At 61.0% G+C, this 15,888-nt stretch carries 20 protein-coding genes; 18 read left to right on the forward strand and 2 right to left on the reverse strand.

The annotated features are described in order from the left end of the window. Window positions 1–31: 31 nt before the first annotated feature. The 17 genes from METLI_RS12830 to METLI_RS09685 all read left to right on the forward strand — a co-directional run bounded on the left by METLI_RS12830 (window position 32) and on the right by METLI_RS09685 (window position 14,011). Window positions 32–304, forward strand: coding sequence for a UPF0058 family protein (locus METLI_RS12830; RefSeq protein ID WP_245529355.1), 273 nt, complete (start codon window positions 32–34; stop codon window positions 302–304). A 3-nt stretch (window positions 305–307) separates the two neighbouring features. Then, window positions 308–1,882, forward strand: a complete 1,575-nt coding sequence (locus METLI_RS09615; RefSeq protein ID WP_004039900.1) for a tRNA uridine(34) 5-carboxymethylaminomethyl modification radical SAM/GNAT enzyme Elp3 — start codon at window positions 308–310, stop codon at window positions 1,880–1,882. Next, entirely contained in the window at window positions 1,879–3,024 is a 1,146-nt protein-coding gene (locus METLI_RS09620) for a DNA primase small subunit domain-containing protein (RefSeq protein WP_004039902.1), read from the forward strand. The genes METLI_RS09615 and METLI_RS09620 overlap by 4 nt, the downstream gene beginning before the upstream one ends. Then, window positions 3,024–3,713: a hypothetical protein gene (locus tag METLI_RS09625; protein ID WP_004039904.1), complete on the forward strand. Its 690-nt coding sequence runs from the start codon at window positions 3,024–3,026 to the stop codon at window positions 3,711–3,713. Before METLI_RS09620 ends, METLI_RS09625 begins: the two co-directional genes overlap by 1 nt. Before the next feature lie 154 nt (window positions 3,714–3,867). Beyond that, the gene (locus METLI_RS09630; RefSeq protein WP_004039906.1) at window positions 3,868–4,146 is read left to right on the forward strand and encodes a 50S ribosomal protein L44e; all 279 of its coding nucleotides are present in this window, start codon (window positions 3,868–3,870) and stop codon (window positions 4,144–4,146) included. 6 nt (window positions 4,147–4,152) lie between these two features. Beyond that, window positions 4,153–4,341 (forward strand): 30S ribosomal protein S27e, encoded by a 189-nt coding sequence (locus METLI_RS09635; RefSeq protein ID WP_004039908.1) that lies wholly within the window; start codon window positions 4,153–4,155, stop codon window positions 4,339–4,341. Between the two features lie 9 nt (window positions 4,342–4,350). Continuing rightward, on the forward strand, window positions 4,351–5,139 hold the full coding sequence (locus METLI_RS09640) for a translation initiation factor IF-2 subunit alpha (protein ID WP_004039910.1): 789 nt from the start codon (window positions 4,351–4,353) through the stop codon (window positions 5,137–5,139). Further along, window positions 5,136–5,297, forward strand: a complete 162-nt coding sequence (locus METLI_RS12835; protein WP_004039912.1) for an RNA-protein complex protein Nop10 — start codon at window positions 5,136–5,138, stop codon at window positions 5,295–5,297. The genes METLI_RS09640 and METLI_RS12835 overlap by 4 nt, the downstream gene beginning before the upstream one ends. After that, window positions 5,285–6,028: a proteasome assembly chaperone family protein gene (locus METLI_RS09645; protein ID WP_004039914.1), complete on the forward strand. Its 744-nt coding sequence runs from the start codon at window positions 5,285–5,287 to the stop codon at window positions 6,026–6,028. The genes METLI_RS12835 and METLI_RS09645 overlap by 13 nt, the downstream gene beginning before the upstream one ends. A 2-nt stretch (window positions 6,029–6,030) precedes the next feature. Next, a complete protein-coding gene (locus METLI_RS09650; protein WP_004039916.1) occupies window positions 6,031–7,149 on the forward strand; it encodes an endonuclease Q family protein in 1,119 nt (372 codons plus the stop codon). A gap of 209 nt (window positions 7,150–7,358) precedes the next feature. Then, a complete protein-coding gene (locus METLI_RS09655) occupies window positions 7,359–8,054 on the forward strand; it encodes an energy-coupling factor ABC transporter permease (RefSeq protein ID WP_004039917.1) in 696 nt (231 codons plus the stop codon). Then, entirely contained in the window at window positions 8,051–8,344 is a 294-nt protein-coding gene (locus tag METLI_RS09660) for an energy-coupling factor ABC transporter substrate-binding protein (RefSeq protein WP_004039919.1), read from the forward strand. Before METLI_RS09655 ends, METLI_RS09660 begins: the two co-directional genes overlap by 4 nt. Before the next feature lie 52 nt (window positions 8,345–8,396). Continuing rightward, window positions 8,397–9,179, forward strand: a complete 783-nt coding sequence (gene cbiQ, locus METLI_RS09665; RefSeq protein ID WP_004039921.1) for a cobalt ECF transporter T component CbiQ — start codon at window positions 8,397–8,399, stop codon at window positions 9,177–9,179. A gap of 8 nt (window positions 9,180–9,187) precedes the next feature. After that, window positions 9,188–10,342 carry an energy-coupling factor ABC transporter ATP-binding protein gene (locus tag METLI_RS09670; protein WP_004039923.1) on the forward strand — a complete coding sequence of 385 codons (1,155 nt, stop codon included), beginning with the start codon at window positions 9,188–9,190 and terminating at the stop codon, window positions 10,340–10,342. A 139-nt stretch (window positions 10,343–10,481) separates the two neighbouring features. Next, on the forward strand, window positions 10,482–10,661 hold the full coding sequence (locus METLI_RS09675; protein WP_004039925.1) for a 4Fe-4S binding protein: 180 nt from the start codon (window positions 10,482–10,484) through the stop codon (window positions 10,659–10,661). Beyond that, entirely contained in the window at window positions 10,651–11,847 is a 1,197-nt protein-coding gene (locus METLI_RS09680; protein ID WP_004039927.1) for an NAD(P)/FAD-dependent oxidoreductase, read from the forward strand. Before METLI_RS09675 ends, METLI_RS09680 begins: the two co-directional genes overlap by 11 nt. 304 nt (window positions 11,848–12,151) lie before the next feature. After that, on the forward strand, window positions 12,152–14,011 hold the full coding sequence (locus METLI_RS09685; RefSeq protein WP_004039929.1) for a carbohydrate-binding domain-containing protein: 1,860 nt from the start codon (window positions 12,152–12,154) through the stop codon (window positions 14,009–14,011). A gap of 95 nt (window positions 14,012–14,106) precedes the next feature. On the opposite strand, the gene METLI_RS09690 is transcribed toward METLI_RS09685, so the two are convergent. Then, the gene (locus METLI_RS09690) at window positions 14,107–14,775 is read right to left on the reverse strand and encodes a potassium channel family protein (protein WP_048103777.1); all 669 of its coding nucleotides are present in this window, start codon (window positions 14,773–14,775) and stop codon (window positions 14,107–14,109) included. Between the two features lie 56 nt (window positions 14,776–14,831). On the opposite strand from METLI_RS09690, the gene rnhB reads away from it, so the two are divergent. After that, the gene (rnhB, locus tag METLI_RS09695; RefSeq protein WP_004039933.1) at window positions 14,832–15,470 is read left to right on the forward strand and encodes a ribonuclease HII; all 639 of its coding nucleotides are present in this window, start codon (window positions 14,832–14,834) and stop codon (window positions 15,468–15,470) included. 19 nt (window positions 15,471–15,489) lie between these two features. On the opposite strand, the gene METLI_RS09700 is transcribed toward rnhB, so the two are convergent. After that, on the reverse strand, window positions 15,490–15,837 hold the full coding sequence (locus METLI_RS09700; RefSeq protein WP_157203256.1) for a hypothetical protein: 348 nt from the start codon (window positions 15,835–15,837) through the stop codon (window positions 15,490–15,492). Window positions 15,838–15,888 lie beyond the last annotated feature (51 nt).

The raw sequence follows: 15,888 nt of genomic DNA on the forward strand, positions 1-15,888 counted from the left end.
AAAAATGTATTTTTTGACGTTAGGTGATTGCGTGCAGAAGGAAGAATTGCTCCACGTGCATATGCTCCTGATGCATATCAGGAAGTATTATGAGACAACTACAGGAGAGGAGGTCTATACCCCCGACTACGATCTTCTCGGTGTCTCCCCGGCCCACATTCATAAAAACAAAGTCTCCCACAAAAAAGCCATTCTTGCACTCGGTGAAGACCTCATCCACCAGCTGCGGACATCCCCACATCTCCAGCAGGTGGAGTACCCCCACAAAGCCACCCATAATGAGGGTATAGTACAAGAACATTAGACAATGGATGACGTCGACCTCTGCCGGGAGATCATCTCCCGGATCTCTTCTGATTCGTGCAGCCCTGCCGATCTTCAGCGGGTCAAGATTGCAGTCTGCCGCGCGTACAGGGTGGCTGCCATCCCGAAAAACTCGGCGATTCTTGCAGCCGCAACTCCGGACGAGGCGCGGGCCCTCAGGAAAATCCTCATGGTAAAGCCGACGCGGACGCTCTCAGGCGTCGCACCGGTGGCGGTAATGACCTCTCCGGCACCATGCCCGCACGGGAAATGCCTCCCCTGCCCTGGCGGGCCCGACCACCCCTTCCAGTCCCCCCAGAGTTATACAGGGCAGGAGCCCGCCGCCCTCCGCGGCGCCCAGAACGAATATGATCCCTGCCGCCAGGTCGAGGCGAGACTCTCGCAGTTCGAGGCGCTCGGCCACCATGTGGACAAGGCCGAGCTGATCGTGATGGGCGGGACGATCACCGCCCGCACCCCCCAGTATCAGGAATGGTTCGTCACATCCTGCGTCCATGCGATGAACTCTTATCGCAGTGCCGAACAAAGCCCTCTCCCCCCAAGAGACGAGGTCTTTACCGCAAACGAGACGGCAGCCGTCCGCTGCATCGCCACGACCTTCGAGACCCGGCCTGACTGGTGCAGGGAGGAGCATATCGCCGGGATGCTCGACCTCGGGGTGACGAAGGTCGAACTCGGCGTCCAGCACACTGAAGACGACATCCTCGCCTTCAACCGCCGGGGGTGCACGGTGGCCGACGCCGTCGGGGCGAACACGATGCTGCGGGACGCCGGGATCAAGGTTGGTTTCCATATCATGCCAAACCTTCCCGGGAGCACGATAGAAGAGGACCGGGAGATGTTCCGGACCCTCTTCGCCGATGAACGATTCCGCCCGGATTTTCTGAAGATTTACCCGACGCTGGTCACGCCGGGGTCTGAAATCGAGGCGCTCTGGCAGCGGGGGGAGTACGCACCCTACCCTGAGGAGGCGCTCGTGGACCTGATTGCATATGCAAAATCGCTCCTCCCGGAGTACGTCCGTCTCCAGCGGGTGCAGCGCGACATCCCGGCGCGGCTGATCGTCGCAGGGTCACGCCACTCGAACTTCAGGCAGCTGGCGCAGGAGCAACTCCGCCAGAACGGCGGCGAGTGCCGGTGCATCAGGTGCCGCGAGGCCGGACGCCGGCCTTCAGAGGCCGAAGCCTCGATCCATGATCTCGTCTACCGCTGTTGCGGCGGCGAGGAACATTTTATCCAGGCGGAGGCTGGAGACACCCTTATAGGATTTGCACGCCTCCGGTACCCCGGAGAGACCTTCAGGCACGAGCTTGAGGGTGCGGCCCTGCTCAGGGAGCTGCACGTCTATGGAATGATGGTGCCCCTCGGCGAGAGCGGAGAGGAAGGAGAGTACCAGCACCGCAGGTTTGGAAAAGAACTTCTTTTCAGAGCGGAAGAGACGGCAAGGAGTGCAGGATGGGAGAGGATCGCCGTCAACAGCGGGATCGGCGTCCGCCCCTACTACCGGGGGCAGGGCTATGAACGCGAAGGGCCATATATGGTAAAGAGGCTGAGATGAAACCTGCAACCCTGGAATTCGTCAGGCAACGCTTCAGATCGTATTACCGGGACAGTTACCTCGCCGCACCTCCGTCCCTCCCCCAGAGGGAGTGGGGATTCATCTTCTTCGATCAGAAGCCCGAGGTGCGGATGCGGCGGCACCTGGGTTTCGGCTCCCGCGAGGAGTGCCACGAATATATCAGGTCGATGGCGCCGGCGCACGCCTACTACTCCACGGCCTATTATGCAAACCCGGGTGCGGGCACGATGGGAGAGAAGGGGTGGAGCGGCGCCGATCTCATCTTCGACATCGATGCAGACCATCTTTTCACCTCCATGAAGGGGATCACCTATGACGTGATGCTGGGGCGCGCAAAGGACGAGACGGAAAAACTCGTCGCCATGCTCACCGACGAACTCGGGTTCTCTCCAAAGATGATCACCGCCGTCTTTTCGGGAGGGCGGGGCTACCATGTCCATGTGCGCGATCACCGGGTCCTCGCATGGGGGAGCGGCGAGCGCCGCGAGATCGTCGACTACCTCTGCGGCACCGGGATGGAACCGCAACTCCTCTTCGACACCGGCGATAACGGCGGGTGGCAGGGGCGGTTTGCCGGCGCCCTCCGGGAGTACGCCCGCACTCTGCTGGCCGACGGGAGAGGGGGCGCGGAGAAGAAGCTCTGTGCCATGGACGGTATCGGAAAAAAGTACGCCGGACGGTTTCTCTCGGCCCTTGAAGCGGCCGATGAGGATCTCAAGGCAGGAAAAGTGCCCCGTGCGGTGCTCTCATCCCCGGCCCTCCGGACCCTTCTCTCACCCGAGGGAGGAGAACTCCTCCAGAGGATCAAAGAGCGCGGGGCGGCGGTCGACGAACCGGTGACAACCGATATAAAACGGCTGATCAGGATGCCTACCTCCCTCCACGGCGGGAGCGGGCTGCGGGTCGTCGAGGTGCCGCTCAGGGATCTCCCCTCCTTCGATCCCCTCGAGGACGCCGTCGTCTTCGGCGATCGCGAGGTGAAGATCGACGCAGCCTTCGACCTCTCCGTCCCGATGCTTGGAAACATGTATCCGATACGGAAAGGCCAGAACCTCATTCCGGAGGCCGTGGCGGTCTACCTCTGCTGCCGCGGGATCGCCGAGTACGGGGGGTCTGCATAATGGATCTCGACGATCTGCGGATCATCGTCTGGAATGAGCGCGAGAGCGGGAAACTCTCCGAGGTTCCAGCAGAACTTTTTGCAACGGGCAGGGCCTCACTCAAAGAGATCCAGAACGAGATCCATGCAATCGGGGATCCCTTCTCAGAAAACGGTGCCGTGTTGCAGGACCGCTACCACAGCATAAAAGAGACGTTGAGCACCATCGTCAAACTCCGCCTCAAAAAGATCCTGAAGCTTGCTGAGGCGCAGATCGAAGGGGGCTATCTGGACCGGGACGAGATGAAGACGATGCTCCCGCAGGAACGGGCAATGTTCGATGCAGTCCGCCAGGAGATCGCCCTCTGCCGCGACCAGATGCTTGAGGGGGCGGCCGGGGCGAGCGCACCCGCCGAAAAGGCAAAAGAGCCCGGGCCCTTCAGTGAGAGGGAGGGGGAAGATGAGGCCTTCGTTTCGTTCGTGGAAGAGGTCTTCAAGGAAGAGGAGGAGAAACGGGCCGCAGCGGCACCGGTGCAGACGACACCGGGTGACGTCTCCCTTGTCCTCGTCAATGAGGGGATCCCGCCGTTCATGGGTCTGGACGGCCGGACCTATGCCCTGGAGGCCGGAGACCTTGTCACGCTCCCGAAAGGGAACGCCGGGGTGCTCGGCGAACGCAACATAGCCTTAAATATAAGGCTTATCAAATAATACAGGTATTCGAGAGAATGGCTCCGGAGTGTGCATGAGGGAGAAATTCGGCAAATACTGCCAGAAATTACCGATCCCAGAAAAATCATGCATATTCCGGTGCTGCCGCTCTGGCCCGCACCGGGCTGCATAAACATCGTGAGGGGCTTATTTCATGAAGATGCCAGCAAAGTTCAGGGCCTACTGCCCACACTGCAGATCGCACGAGATCCAGGAAGTTGAAAAGGTAAAGAAGGGGCGGACCAGCCACCTGCACTGGATCGACCGGCAGAAGGCGCGGAGAGGCAAAGTCGGAAACATGGGCAAGTTCTCCAAGGTACCCGGCGGCGACAAGCCGACCAAGAGGGTGAACGTCAGATACCGCTGCACAAAATGCGGTAAGGCGCACCTCCGTGCGGGCTGGAGAGCAGGCAAATTTGAGATTGTGGAGTGAGAGATAATGGTACGTCAGCACCGCGAGAACAGGAGCAAATTTTACCGGGTCAAGTGCCCGGACTGCGAGAATGAACAGGTGATCTTTGAGAAGGCCAGCACCGTCGTGGACTGCGCGGTCTGCGGGCATGTGCTCGCTGAGCCGACCGGCGGAAAGGCCGTCATCAAGGCGGAAATCAAAGCAGAACTCCAGTGAGACAGTTAGATGCACGAGATTAATGAATGGCCGGAGGAGGGCGAACTCGTCGTCTGCACGGTTGAGGACGTCAAAGACTTCGTGGCATTTGTGCGTCTGGACGAATACGAGAACAAAAAAGGACTCATCCATATCTCCGAGATCGCCACCGGCTGGATCAAATATATCCGTGATTTTGTCCGTGAAGGCCAGAAAATCGTCTGCAAGGTCCTCAACGTCGATACCGACAGGGGTCATATCGACCTCTCCTTAAAGGATGTCAACGAGCACCAGCGCCGCGAGAAGATCCAGGAGTGGAAGAACGAGCAGAAGGCCGAGAAATGGATTGGTTTTGTCGCCGAGGCGACCGGAACCGAACCGCACGCCGTCAAGGAGGCATTCTACACCCATTTCGGGCTCCTCTACCCCGCATTTGAGGAGATCGTCACAGAAGGCGACGCCGCCCTGAAGAAGTTCGGCTTCTCAAAGAGTGTTAACGAAGCCCTCAAGACGGTTGCCGCGGAGAACGTGAAGATATCGAAGGTGACGATCACCGGCACCCTCGTCCTCACGTCCATGAAGCCGGACGGCGTCAACATCATTCGCCGCGCCCTCAGGAGCGCACAGCCGAAGATCGATGACGTGGAGATCGATCTCACCTATCTGGGTGCACCGAACTACCGGATCAAAGTCACCGCACCGGATTATAAACGGGGTGAGCGGGCGATCGAGAAGGCAGCGAAGGCCGCGATCGGCGTCATGGAGCGTGCAGGCGACGCCGCAAAATTCGTGAGAAAGCAGAAGGCAAAGAGTGCATGAGCGGGCGGATCCGGTACTGTGAGCGGGATCACCGCTATACTCTTTTTATCTGCTGTCCGGTCTGCGGAGAGCCGACACGGACCGCCCATCCCGCGCGATATTCGCCTGAAGACCGCTACGGCGCCTACAGGAGAGAGGCACAATCATGGACGAGATAGAGATCGAGTTCGATACCGATGACGAGGTAAAGGCCGATGTGCTCGTCGAGGGCCTGCCAGGCATAGGACAGGTAGGCAAACTCGTCGTCGAGCACCTGATCCAGGAACTGAAAGCCGAGCGGATCGTCGAGATCACCTCCATATTCTTCCCGCCGCAGGTGCTCATCGAGCCAGGCGGCGTTGTGCGCCTGCCGAACAACGAGATCTATCTCTGGAAAGGCAAAGAGCAGTCGATCGCCTTTCTGATCGGCGACTACCAGAGCACCTCGAACGAGGGGCACTACCTCCTCTGCGAGTCATATCTCGACGCGGCCGAGGAACTCGGCGTCAAACGGGTGTACACCCTCGGCGGCTACGGCGTCGGTCAGATCATCGATGAGCCGCGGGTGCTCGGGGCGGTGAACGACGATGACCTCGTCGCCGAGATCACGGCGGCAGGGGCAGTCATGACCGGCGGAGAGCCTGGCGGCATCGTCGGGGCGTCCGGCCTTCTTCTCGGCCTTGCAAAGCGCCACGGGATCGAGGGGGTCTGCCTGATGGGCGAGACCCCGGGCTACCTTGTCGACCCGAAGAGCGCCACCGAGGTGCTCACCGTCCTCTCCAGACTTCTCGGGATCAGGGTCGATCCGGCGCGGCTTGCCGAGCACGCCGCGGAGATGGAGAAGATCCTGGAGAAGTACCAGGAGATCGAGAAGGGCCACGAAGAGGAGTCCCTCAACTACATCGGGTAAATATGGACGTCTACGCCGACCTCCATATCCACTCACCCTTTTCTATGGCGACCTCCCCGGCGGTTTCGCCCTCTTCGCTCCTTGCTGGCGCCGCCATCAAGGGGATCGGCGTGCTCGGGAGCGGGGACGCCCTCCACCCTGAATGGCGGCGCACCTGGGAGGCGTTCGAGAACAATGCCGGGATCGTCGTCCTGCCCACCGCCGAGGTCGAGGGGAAAGGACGCGTCCATCACCTCATCATCATGGAGGGGTTTGCGCAGTTCGCCGAACTCCATGGAAGCCTTGCCCCGCATTCCCGGGACATCGCCACCTCAGGCCGCCCCCATGTAAAACTCACCGGCGAAGCGATCGCCGCGGTCGTCCACGACCTCGGCGGCCTGATCGGCCCGGCCCATGCCTTCACCCCATGGACCTCCCTGTATGCCGCCCATAACTCGGTTGCCTCCTGCTACGGGGAAGAGCCGATTGATTTTCTTGAACTCGGCCTCTCGGCCGATTCGTCCTACGGGGCCGGGATCCCTGACCTCGACGGCGTGCCCTTCCTCACGAACTCAGACGCCCACTCTGTTCACCCGACAAAACTCGGGCGGGAGTTCAACCGTCTCGACGTCGCAGGGGCAACGCCGAAGGCCGCCTTCGATGCCGTGCGGCAGGGACGGATCACCCTGAACGCCGGGTTTTTCCCGGAGGAGGGGAAGTACAACCGGACCGCCTGCACCCGGTGCTACCGCCAGTACACCCTCGAAGAGGCCGCAGCTGCCGGGTGGACCTGTCCGGACGACGGCGGTGCGATCAAGAAAGGAGTCTGTGACCGGGCGCGGGAACTCGGCGGTATGCACGCCCCGCGGGATCGCCCGCCGTATTACCATGTGATCCCCCTGGGAGAGATCGTCAGGGTGGTCTGCGGCACATGCTCGGCCTTCACAAAGGGGGTTGAGGAGCGCTACCGGCGCCTCACCGACACACTCGGCACCGAGATCGCCATCCTCACCGAGGTCCCAATCGACAGGATCGCCGCCATCGACCCCGCGGTCGCCGCCGGGATCGCCGCCTTCAGAGAGGGGCGGGTGGCACTCGTACCCGGTGGCGGCGGAAAATACGGCACCTTCACCCTGCCGTGAATGCGCCCCTGCACCAAAGAGAAGCGATTTGAAGCGCCCTGCCGACCGGGAAAGTCCAGGGGGATCCAGGATGTTCTACTCTTTTTTCTGCACTGACCAGCGATTGAAGCAGCAAACAAAAATCGCACAAAAGGGCCAATCTTAAATAGGCGTACAGAGATATAAAATAAAGTTTACATTAAAACAAAATATGTTGTAGTGGTGTCATCATGCATATCATGGAAGGATTTCTCCCACCGGAATGGTGCCTGTTCTGGTTCATCGTATCGGCCCCGTTCATCATTTACGGGATGTATCAGATGAGAATACTCATACGGGAAAACCGTGAGACGCTCCCCCTCCTCGCTGTTGCCGGGGCCTTCGTCTTCGTCCTCTCCTCCCTGAAGTTGCCCTCGGTGACCGGGAGCTGCTCCCACCCGACCGGCACCGGCCTCGGGGCGATCCTCTTTGGCCCCTTCATCACCTCGGTGCTCGGGTTGATCGTCCTGCTCTACCAGGCGATCTTCCTCGCCCACGGCGGACTCACCACCCTCGGGGCGAACGTCTTCTCGATGGGCATTGCCGGACCGATCGTCGGATGGGCAATATATAAAACCTGCACGAAGGCAGACCTCAACACCTACGTCACCGTCTTCCTTGCAGCGGCCCTCGCCGACCTCTTCACCTACGTCGTCACCTCGGTGCAGCTCGCCCTCGCCTTCCCGGCCGAGAGCGGTGGGTTCGTCACCTCCTTCATCGCCTTCGCCACGGTCTTCGCCGTCACCCAGGTGCCGCTTGCGATCATCGAAGGCGTGGTCATCGCCTTGGTCTTCAAGTATATCATTGCCGTGCGCGGCGAGATCCTGACAAAACTCGACGTCCTCTCGGCATCGGCGGTCGCCCGCCTGAGGGGGGCGATGGCATGAAGTATCTCGCCGAGATCGCAGCGCTCCTGATCATTCTCCTCTTTGCGGGATCGTTCATTGTCGTCCTCAACACCGGGGAGCACGAATGGGGCGGAGCCGACGGTGAGGCCGAAGACGTGATCATGGAGATGAGCGGGAACAGTTACGAGCCATGGGCGTCGCCCGTGTACGAACCCCCCAGCGGCGAGATCGAGTCCCTGTTCTTCAGCCTCCAGACAGCGATCGGGGCGATCGTCATCGGATTCTTCTTCGGGTATTATTACCGAGGACGTCAGATCACTACAGAATAAAATCTCCCCCCATTTTTTCAATCGCCGGGGCGCAGAGGAGACTGACCAATTGATGGATAACATACTGGAGGACCAGGCCCACCGGAGCGCCCTGCGCCATCTGGACACACGTCTCAAACTCCTCATCGGCGGCGGCGCCATCCTCCTCGGCCTCCTCTCTCCCTCCCCCCTCGGCCCGGCGTTTATCGCCGCCACCATGGCGGCAATCACCGTCGGCGTCGCCCTGACCCCGATCAGGTTCTACGCACACCTCCTCACCATCCCGCTCTCCTTTGCGACGATCTCGGCGGCGGTGATCCTCTTCCTCTCAGGCGGCGGGGAGACACTCTGGGCCGCGGCGATCGGCCCGCTCACCCTGACGGCGACGACCGGATCGGCAAACCTTGCCGCCCTCATCCTTGCCCGAACCTTTTCCGGGATGTGCGCCCTCTTCTTCATCGCCCTCACCACCCCGATGGCGGAGATCTTCACGGTGATGCGGTCGCTTCGCCTGCCGCGGGAGTTCGTCGACCTTTCCATGCTCATCTACCACTTCATCTTCGTCCTAATCGGCGAGGCGGTGGCGACCCGCAACGCCCAGGAGATGCGCCACGGTTATGTCAGTTTCACCAACGCGATCGCCTCGTTTGCGATGCTGGCCGGAATGCTCTTTGTGCGGGCGTGGGAGAAAGGAGAAGAACTGATCGTCGCCATGGACGCCCGGTGTTACGACGGCGTCTTCGCCGCTGGCGAGGAGACGGAGGGGGCGAGTCGCCGCCAGATCGCCCTCGTCGCCGCATATCTCTGCCTCTGCACGGCGGTGACGATCGCCGCGCGGGGCGCCACGATATTCTGAGGATTACCATGACCTGCGCGATTGAATTCCAGGACGTCCACTTCGCCTATCAGGACGGATCCGAGTCCCTCAGAGGGATCAGCATCGCCGTGAAAAAAGGGGAGAAGATCGCACTCGTCGGCCCGAACGGGGCCGGAAAGACCACTCTTCTCCTGATGTGCAACGGCACCCTGAGGCCGACGAAGGGCCGGGTGCTCCTCGACGGTGAGGCGATCGCCTACGATGCCAGGTCTCTGCGGGAGGTCCGCCGGAAGGTGGGGCTTGTATTCCAGAACTCAGACGCCCAGCTCTTCGCCCCGACGGTCTGGCAGGACGTGGCCTTCGGGCCGGTAAACCTGGGGATGCCGGCGGACCGGGTGAAAAGCGTCGTCGCCAGGGCCCTGCACGATGTCGGGCTCGTCGGCTTCGAGAAACGCCCCCCACACCACCTCTCGGGCGGGGAAAAAAAGAGGGTGGCGATCGCCGGCGTGCTTTCCATGGATCCGGAAGTGATCGTCTTCGACGAACCGACGAGTTCGCTGGACCCGGCGACCGCCGAGGAGGTGATGGACCTGCTCGACGAGGTGAACCACAGCGGGCGTACGGTGATCCTCTCGACGCACGACGTGGAACTCGCGTACCGCTGGGCCGACACCGTGGTCCTGATGGACCGGGGCGAGGTGCTCAGCACGGGCACGGCAGAGGCGCTCTTTTCCGACGTCGCACTCCTGCACCGGGCGAGGCTCAAGCCCCCGGTGGTGATGGATCTCTTCAGGGAACTTGCCGGGCGCGGCGTCCTTTCGCGGGAGGCGCCGCCCGGAAACGCTCTCGCCTTCACCGACCTCGTCGAGCGGCAGGTGCTCGGCCGCGTCTCCCCTGACGGTCACGGCAGGATCTACATCGCCGACGTCGGCGACGGGGCGGCGGACCGGGTGAAAACGCTCCTCTCTTCCGGGACGGTGGAGCGGGTCGGAGCGATGGGCACGAAGGCGAAACGGTTCGCCGGTGACGAGAAGATCGACCTCGACTTTACCTACGGCGTCATAGACAAGTGCCTGCTGCGGGCGGTGAACGGCGAGAACTCCCTGGTCCTCACCTCGGGCGGGATGGTCGAGCACACCGTCGGGCGTATCGCCGCCTATATGGAAGAGAGCGGACGGGAGATCGAGGTCCACCTGATCTGAACCGACCGCGTCTGCATATTTCCCGGCATCCCCTGACCGTCCCTTCTCACAGGTTTCCGTGTTAATGAAACCCTGTGAACGGTTTCAGAGCGGATCGGAAGATACTATTAATGGACGGGGAGGATAATTATTGAGTACAATGCTTACGATTCACCGGGAGATATGTGGCTATTGCGGTGCCTGCGTATCGGTCTGCCCTGAAGGGGCTCTCGAACTGGTCGATGCCTACCTGACCGTCGATACCGGCGCCTGCATCGGCTGCGGGCTGTGTACGAAGGCCTGCCCGCTCGGAGCCCTGGAGGTGACCGATGAAGAGTGAATACGATATTCTCGTCATCGGCGGCGGCCCCGGCGGAGCGCTCGCGGCATGGACCGCCGCAAAGGCCGGTCTCTCCGCATGTATCATCGAGAAGCGGCCGGCGATAGGTGCGCCGGTCCGCTGTGCCGAAGGGATCGGAAAAGAACTCTTAAAAGAGTTCATGGAGCCCGACCCCCGCTGGATCTCTGCCGATATCCAGCGGGCCAGGATCGTCGCCCCTGACGGCACCTCCATCGCCCTCGACGAGGGGCGGGCCGGCACCGAGGTCGGCTATGTCCTCGACCGGAAGTTCTTCGACCGGGAACTTGTCTGGAAGGCATCTGAGGCAGGTGCCGATGTCTTTGTGAAGACACGGGCAGTGGCGCCGATCATCGAAGAGGGACGCGTCTGCGGGGCGACGGTGGAGTTCTGCGGGAAGCGGTGCGACATCAGGGCGAAGGTCACCATCGCCGCCGACGGTGTCGAATCGAAGTTCGCCCGCTGGTGCGGGATCGATACGACCCTGCCCCTCCGTGAGATGATGAGCTGCGCCCAGTACCTCGTCACCGGGATCGACATCGACCCCCATTCCAACGACTTCTATCTCGGCGAGGAGGTCGCCCCCCAGGGCTACCTATGGGTGTTTGCCAAGGGGGAGCGGAGCGCGAATATCGGCGTCGGTATCCCGGCGTCGAAGTCAAAGCCCGGCATGAGGGCGAAAGACTACCTCGACCGCTTCATGAAAGAGCGCTATCCTGAGGGCAGAATCATCGAGTGCGTCTTTGGCGGAGACCCGGTGAGCAGGCCCCTCTCCTGCACGGTCGCTGACGGCCTGATGATCGTGGGCGACGCTGCACGGGTCGTCGACCCGATCACCGGCGGCGGTATCGGCAACGCCATGATCACCGGCAGGATGGCTGCCGAAGTGGCGGCAAAGGCGATCGCTGCCGGCGACACCTCGAAGGCGGCCCTGATGCCCTACGACGAGGGCTGGCGGAGTTCAAAAATGGGCCGGACTCTTGAGCGCAACTACCGGGTGAAAGAGTATTTCATCACCCTCTCTGACGAGAAGATGAACACCCTCGCCCGCTCCATCGAAGGGATCAACTTCAGCGAGATCACCGTGATGGCCCTCCTGAAGGAGATCATCAAGCGCAACCCGAAGCTCCTCCTCGAACTCAAGCACCTCAAGGACTCCCTCGGGTGAAACAGGGATCGACAGCACCATCAAACCCCGGCAGGTCTCTGCGGGTTTCCTTCCTTTTTTTTACACCATCGTGGCGCGCCCGGCTCCTTTTCGTCATCGCCTCCTTCTTATTACAATAATTTTGCGCAGGAATATGATGCGCATACGGTTCCGTGAGGGGCGGCCAGGAGGCCCTCTTCACCCTCCCCCTCAACCCGATCGGCAGTGCCTTGATCCCGGACGTTCAACTATGGTCGAGTTTTTCCTCTCGTCGTTACCACGTAGCTTGAGAATTATAAATTCCCGGGCAGAAAAGTGAATAGACATGAAGAAGATCCTTGCGCCGGCAGTTGTGGTGTTGCTGGCGATCGCTCTTGTCTTTTCACTGTTCACTTTTTTCGGCATGAATAATGCATCCGGTACACCCCCGGGCACGACGCCCGGAGAGGTCGGCACCATCTCCGTTGCATATGACAGAGACGACCTGGATGCAGGATGGAGCGATTCTGAAGTCTCCTCTATTGCACTGAAGGGCAATGCGATCACCATGGAAGGAAGCGGCGCAACGGTTGAAGGAACGATCATCACCATCACCTCTGCCGGAACCTACAGCATCAGCGGCACGCTGGACGACGGGCAGATCATCGTCGACACCGATGACAAAGAGACAGTAAAACTCGTCCTGAATGGAGCGGCGATCTCCTGTTCCACAAGCGCTCCGATCTCTGTCATCAATGCGGAAAAAACCGTGATCACTCTGGCAGACGGCACGGAGAATACCGTGACTGACGGGAGCGTCTATATCTTCGAAGATACGGAATCCAACGAGCCCAACGCGGCAATCTTCAGCAAGGACGACCTCACGATCAACGGTGCCGGTTCGCTGACGGTCAATGCGCACTACAACAACGGCATCCAGAGCAAAGACGACCTCCGGATCACCGGCGGCAAAATCATCGTCACCGCCGTAAACGACGGGATCAAAGGCAAGGACGCGGTTGCGATCAGGGACGGGATCATCACGATCGAAGCGGGTGGCGATGGGATTCAGTCCACCAACGATGAAGACGCCGAGAAGGGATATGTCGCCATCGAAGGCGGCACTATCACCATCACGGCTGGAACTGACGGCATTCAGGCAGAGACCGGCGTCCTCATCAGCGGCGGCACGATCGCGATCTCATCGGGCGGGGGCAGCACCAACAGCAGCAGCGGAACCACCCCGGGCAGATGGGAGGGGGGAACCACTGCCGATGAGGGCGACACCTCCAGCAGCGCGAAGGGCATAAAAGCCGGTGTCGCCGTTACCATCACGGGCGGCACGATCACGGTGGACTCTTCCGACGACGCGGTTCATTCAAACGGCAGCATCACAATCAGCGGCGGAACGATTGTTCTGGCCTCGGGAGACGACGGCATGCACGCGGACGCTTCCCTGGAAATAAACGGCGGAGACCTTCGCATCACAAAATGCTACGAGGGCCTTGAGAGCGCGGTCATCACCATCAATGGCGGAACGATCAGGATCGTCGCACGCGATGACGGCATAAACGTCGCGGGGGGCAACGACGGCTCCTCAACAAACGGCCGGCCCGGACAGAACACCTTTGAAGCCTCAGGCACCTATCACCTGTACATCAACGGCGGATATGTTGTCATCGATGCCACGGGCGACGGCCTCGATTCAAACGGTTCCATCGATATGACCGGCGGGAGGGTCATCGTCAACGGCCCCACAAACAGCGGCAACGGCGCCCTCGATTATAACGGCGCCTTCAAAATGACCGGCGGGTTCCTCGTTGCAGCAGGCAGCGCGGGTATGGCGCAGGCACCGGATACGTCGTCCACCCGGTATTCGGTGATGGTGACATATTCATCGGTACAGGCGGCGGGGACGATGGTTCACATCGAGTCGGCAGACGGCGAAGACATTCTCACCTTCGCACCGGCAAAGGCCTACCAGTCGGTGGTGGTGTGCTCGCCCGACCTGAAAGAGGGCTCAACCTATGGGGTGTACTCGGGCGGCAGTTCGACCGGCACGGTCGCCGACGGCCTGTACGCGGGGGGAACCTACACCGCCGGCACTCAGGTGACCGGGGTGACGATCTCGGGCATCGTCTCCTATGCGGGCTCCTCCAGAGCCGCTCAGCCCGGTGGCAGGTCCCCGGGCGGCATGCCGCAGTGAACTGACCTGCAGCAGGGAAAACCCCTGCCCTCTCCGGTGAAAATAAGGGATCTGAAAAGAGTGCCCGGAGATGTGTACTCCGCCAGGCGTCGGTTTTAGTCCTCAGCTTTTTTCAGCTGCCGGTTCAGGATATCAAGGCACTCGCGTTCGGCCTCTTTCTTCGTGAAAACCGTGATCGTGTCGCCCGGCCGGATCCTCACGTTCCCGCTCGGGATGATCAGTTCGCCGCCGGCACGGCGGATGGCGATGAAAACGAAGTTTTTCACCTCGAGTTCCCTGATCTCGTGGTCGATGAAGGGCGCCCCGTCCTCGGCCACGAACTCGAAGATCGTCCCGCCGGGGATCGAGGCGAGCTGCTGCAGGTTCGGGTTCTCGGCCCAGTAATAGAGACGGGTCGCCACGAGCTCGTCGGGGTTCTCGCTGATCTTCACCCCGACCTCCTTGAAAAATGCGGAGTGCTGCTTCTGGTTCACGATGGAGACGACGTTCGTGACGTTGTAGCGCTTTGCGAGCCAGCAGGTCATCAGGTTCACCGCATCGTCGCTCGTCGTCGCAACAAGGCTCTGGGCCCGGTCGATGCCGGCGTCGTCCAGCACCGAACTGTCGGTGGAGTCCCCGGTGATCGCAAGCACGTCGTAGTGGTCGAGGATATCGTTGCACTTCGACTCGTCCTGATCGATGACAACGACGCTATCGCCATGTTCCGCCGAGATCGCCGCCAGGTTTCTCCCGATCCCGCCGAGGCCAACGATGATGATGTACATCCACACCAGTTTGCCGCCCCACGCTTGAAATATCTTGTGCATCAACCCCTGTACCGATGATCTGCGGGGTCGACGAAGCGGGAAAAGGGGCGGTGCTCGGGCCGATGGTCGTGGGAGGGGTCGGGTGCGAGGAGATGGGCGACCTGCCGCCCGGCGTGAAGGACTCCAAGGCCCTCACGCCGAAACGCCGGGCGACGCTGTACGACGAGATCACCGGTTCGTTCCCCTGGACCGTGATCGAGGTTTCGGCCGCGGAGATCGACCATCTCAGAGAGGAGATGAGCATGAACACAATCGTGGCGCGGGCGCACGCCGGGGTGATCGCCGCCCTCGCCCCGCAGACCGCCTATGTCGATGCCTGCGACGTCAACGAAGAGCGCTACGCCGCCACGGTCACCGCCCTCGGATCGCCGTGCCCGGTCATTGCCCGACACCACGCCGACGCCCTCTTCCCGGTCGTCAGCGCCGCCTCTATCGTCGCCAAGGTGAGCCGCGACCGGCGGATCATAGAACTTCAGGAAGCGTTCGGCGCGATCGGGAGCGGTTATCCCTCCGACACCGTCACCATCGCCTATCTGAGGGAACAGATCAGGGCCGACGGCGTGCCGCCGGTCTTCGCCCGGAGGAGCTGGAAGACGGTGGAGGAGATGATGAAGGACCGCCGCCAGCGAAGCCTCGGGGACTTTTTTGCCTGAACACTGCCAGAATACAGCGTTATTCACCGCCAAAAATGGCGCGCTTCAGGAGGGCAAGGTCTATGACCGAGAGGGCAAGCCCGGGCACGAGAACCGTCGTGACAAAACCCGGCGGGGTTATGACATATCCTGCAAGTGCAGGGAGGAAGGGAGCAGCATCAGAGAAGATCATCAGATCGATACCGGTGTGCTGGAGCAGAACCGTCAACGATGCCGTCAGGAAAACGCACCCGAGGAGGGCAGCACAGGGCTTCACATCGGAGAATTTCATCATATCACCTGTCATCCAGGACCGCCCTGCCGGAGAGAAGATCCCCATCGTCACCGGGCCGGTGAGGCCGTCCAGATAGATAGTGCCAATACACAATATAATATATAATGGTTTCTATAATTCAAAGCACTATTTACAGACGCCTCT

It is taken from the genome of Methanofollis liminatans DSM 4140 (assembly GCF_000275865.1).
In the GTDB taxonomy this organism is placed as follows: domain Archaea; phylum Halobacteriota; class Methanomicrobia; order Methanomicrobiales; family Methanofollaceae; genus Methanofollis; species Methanofollis liminatans.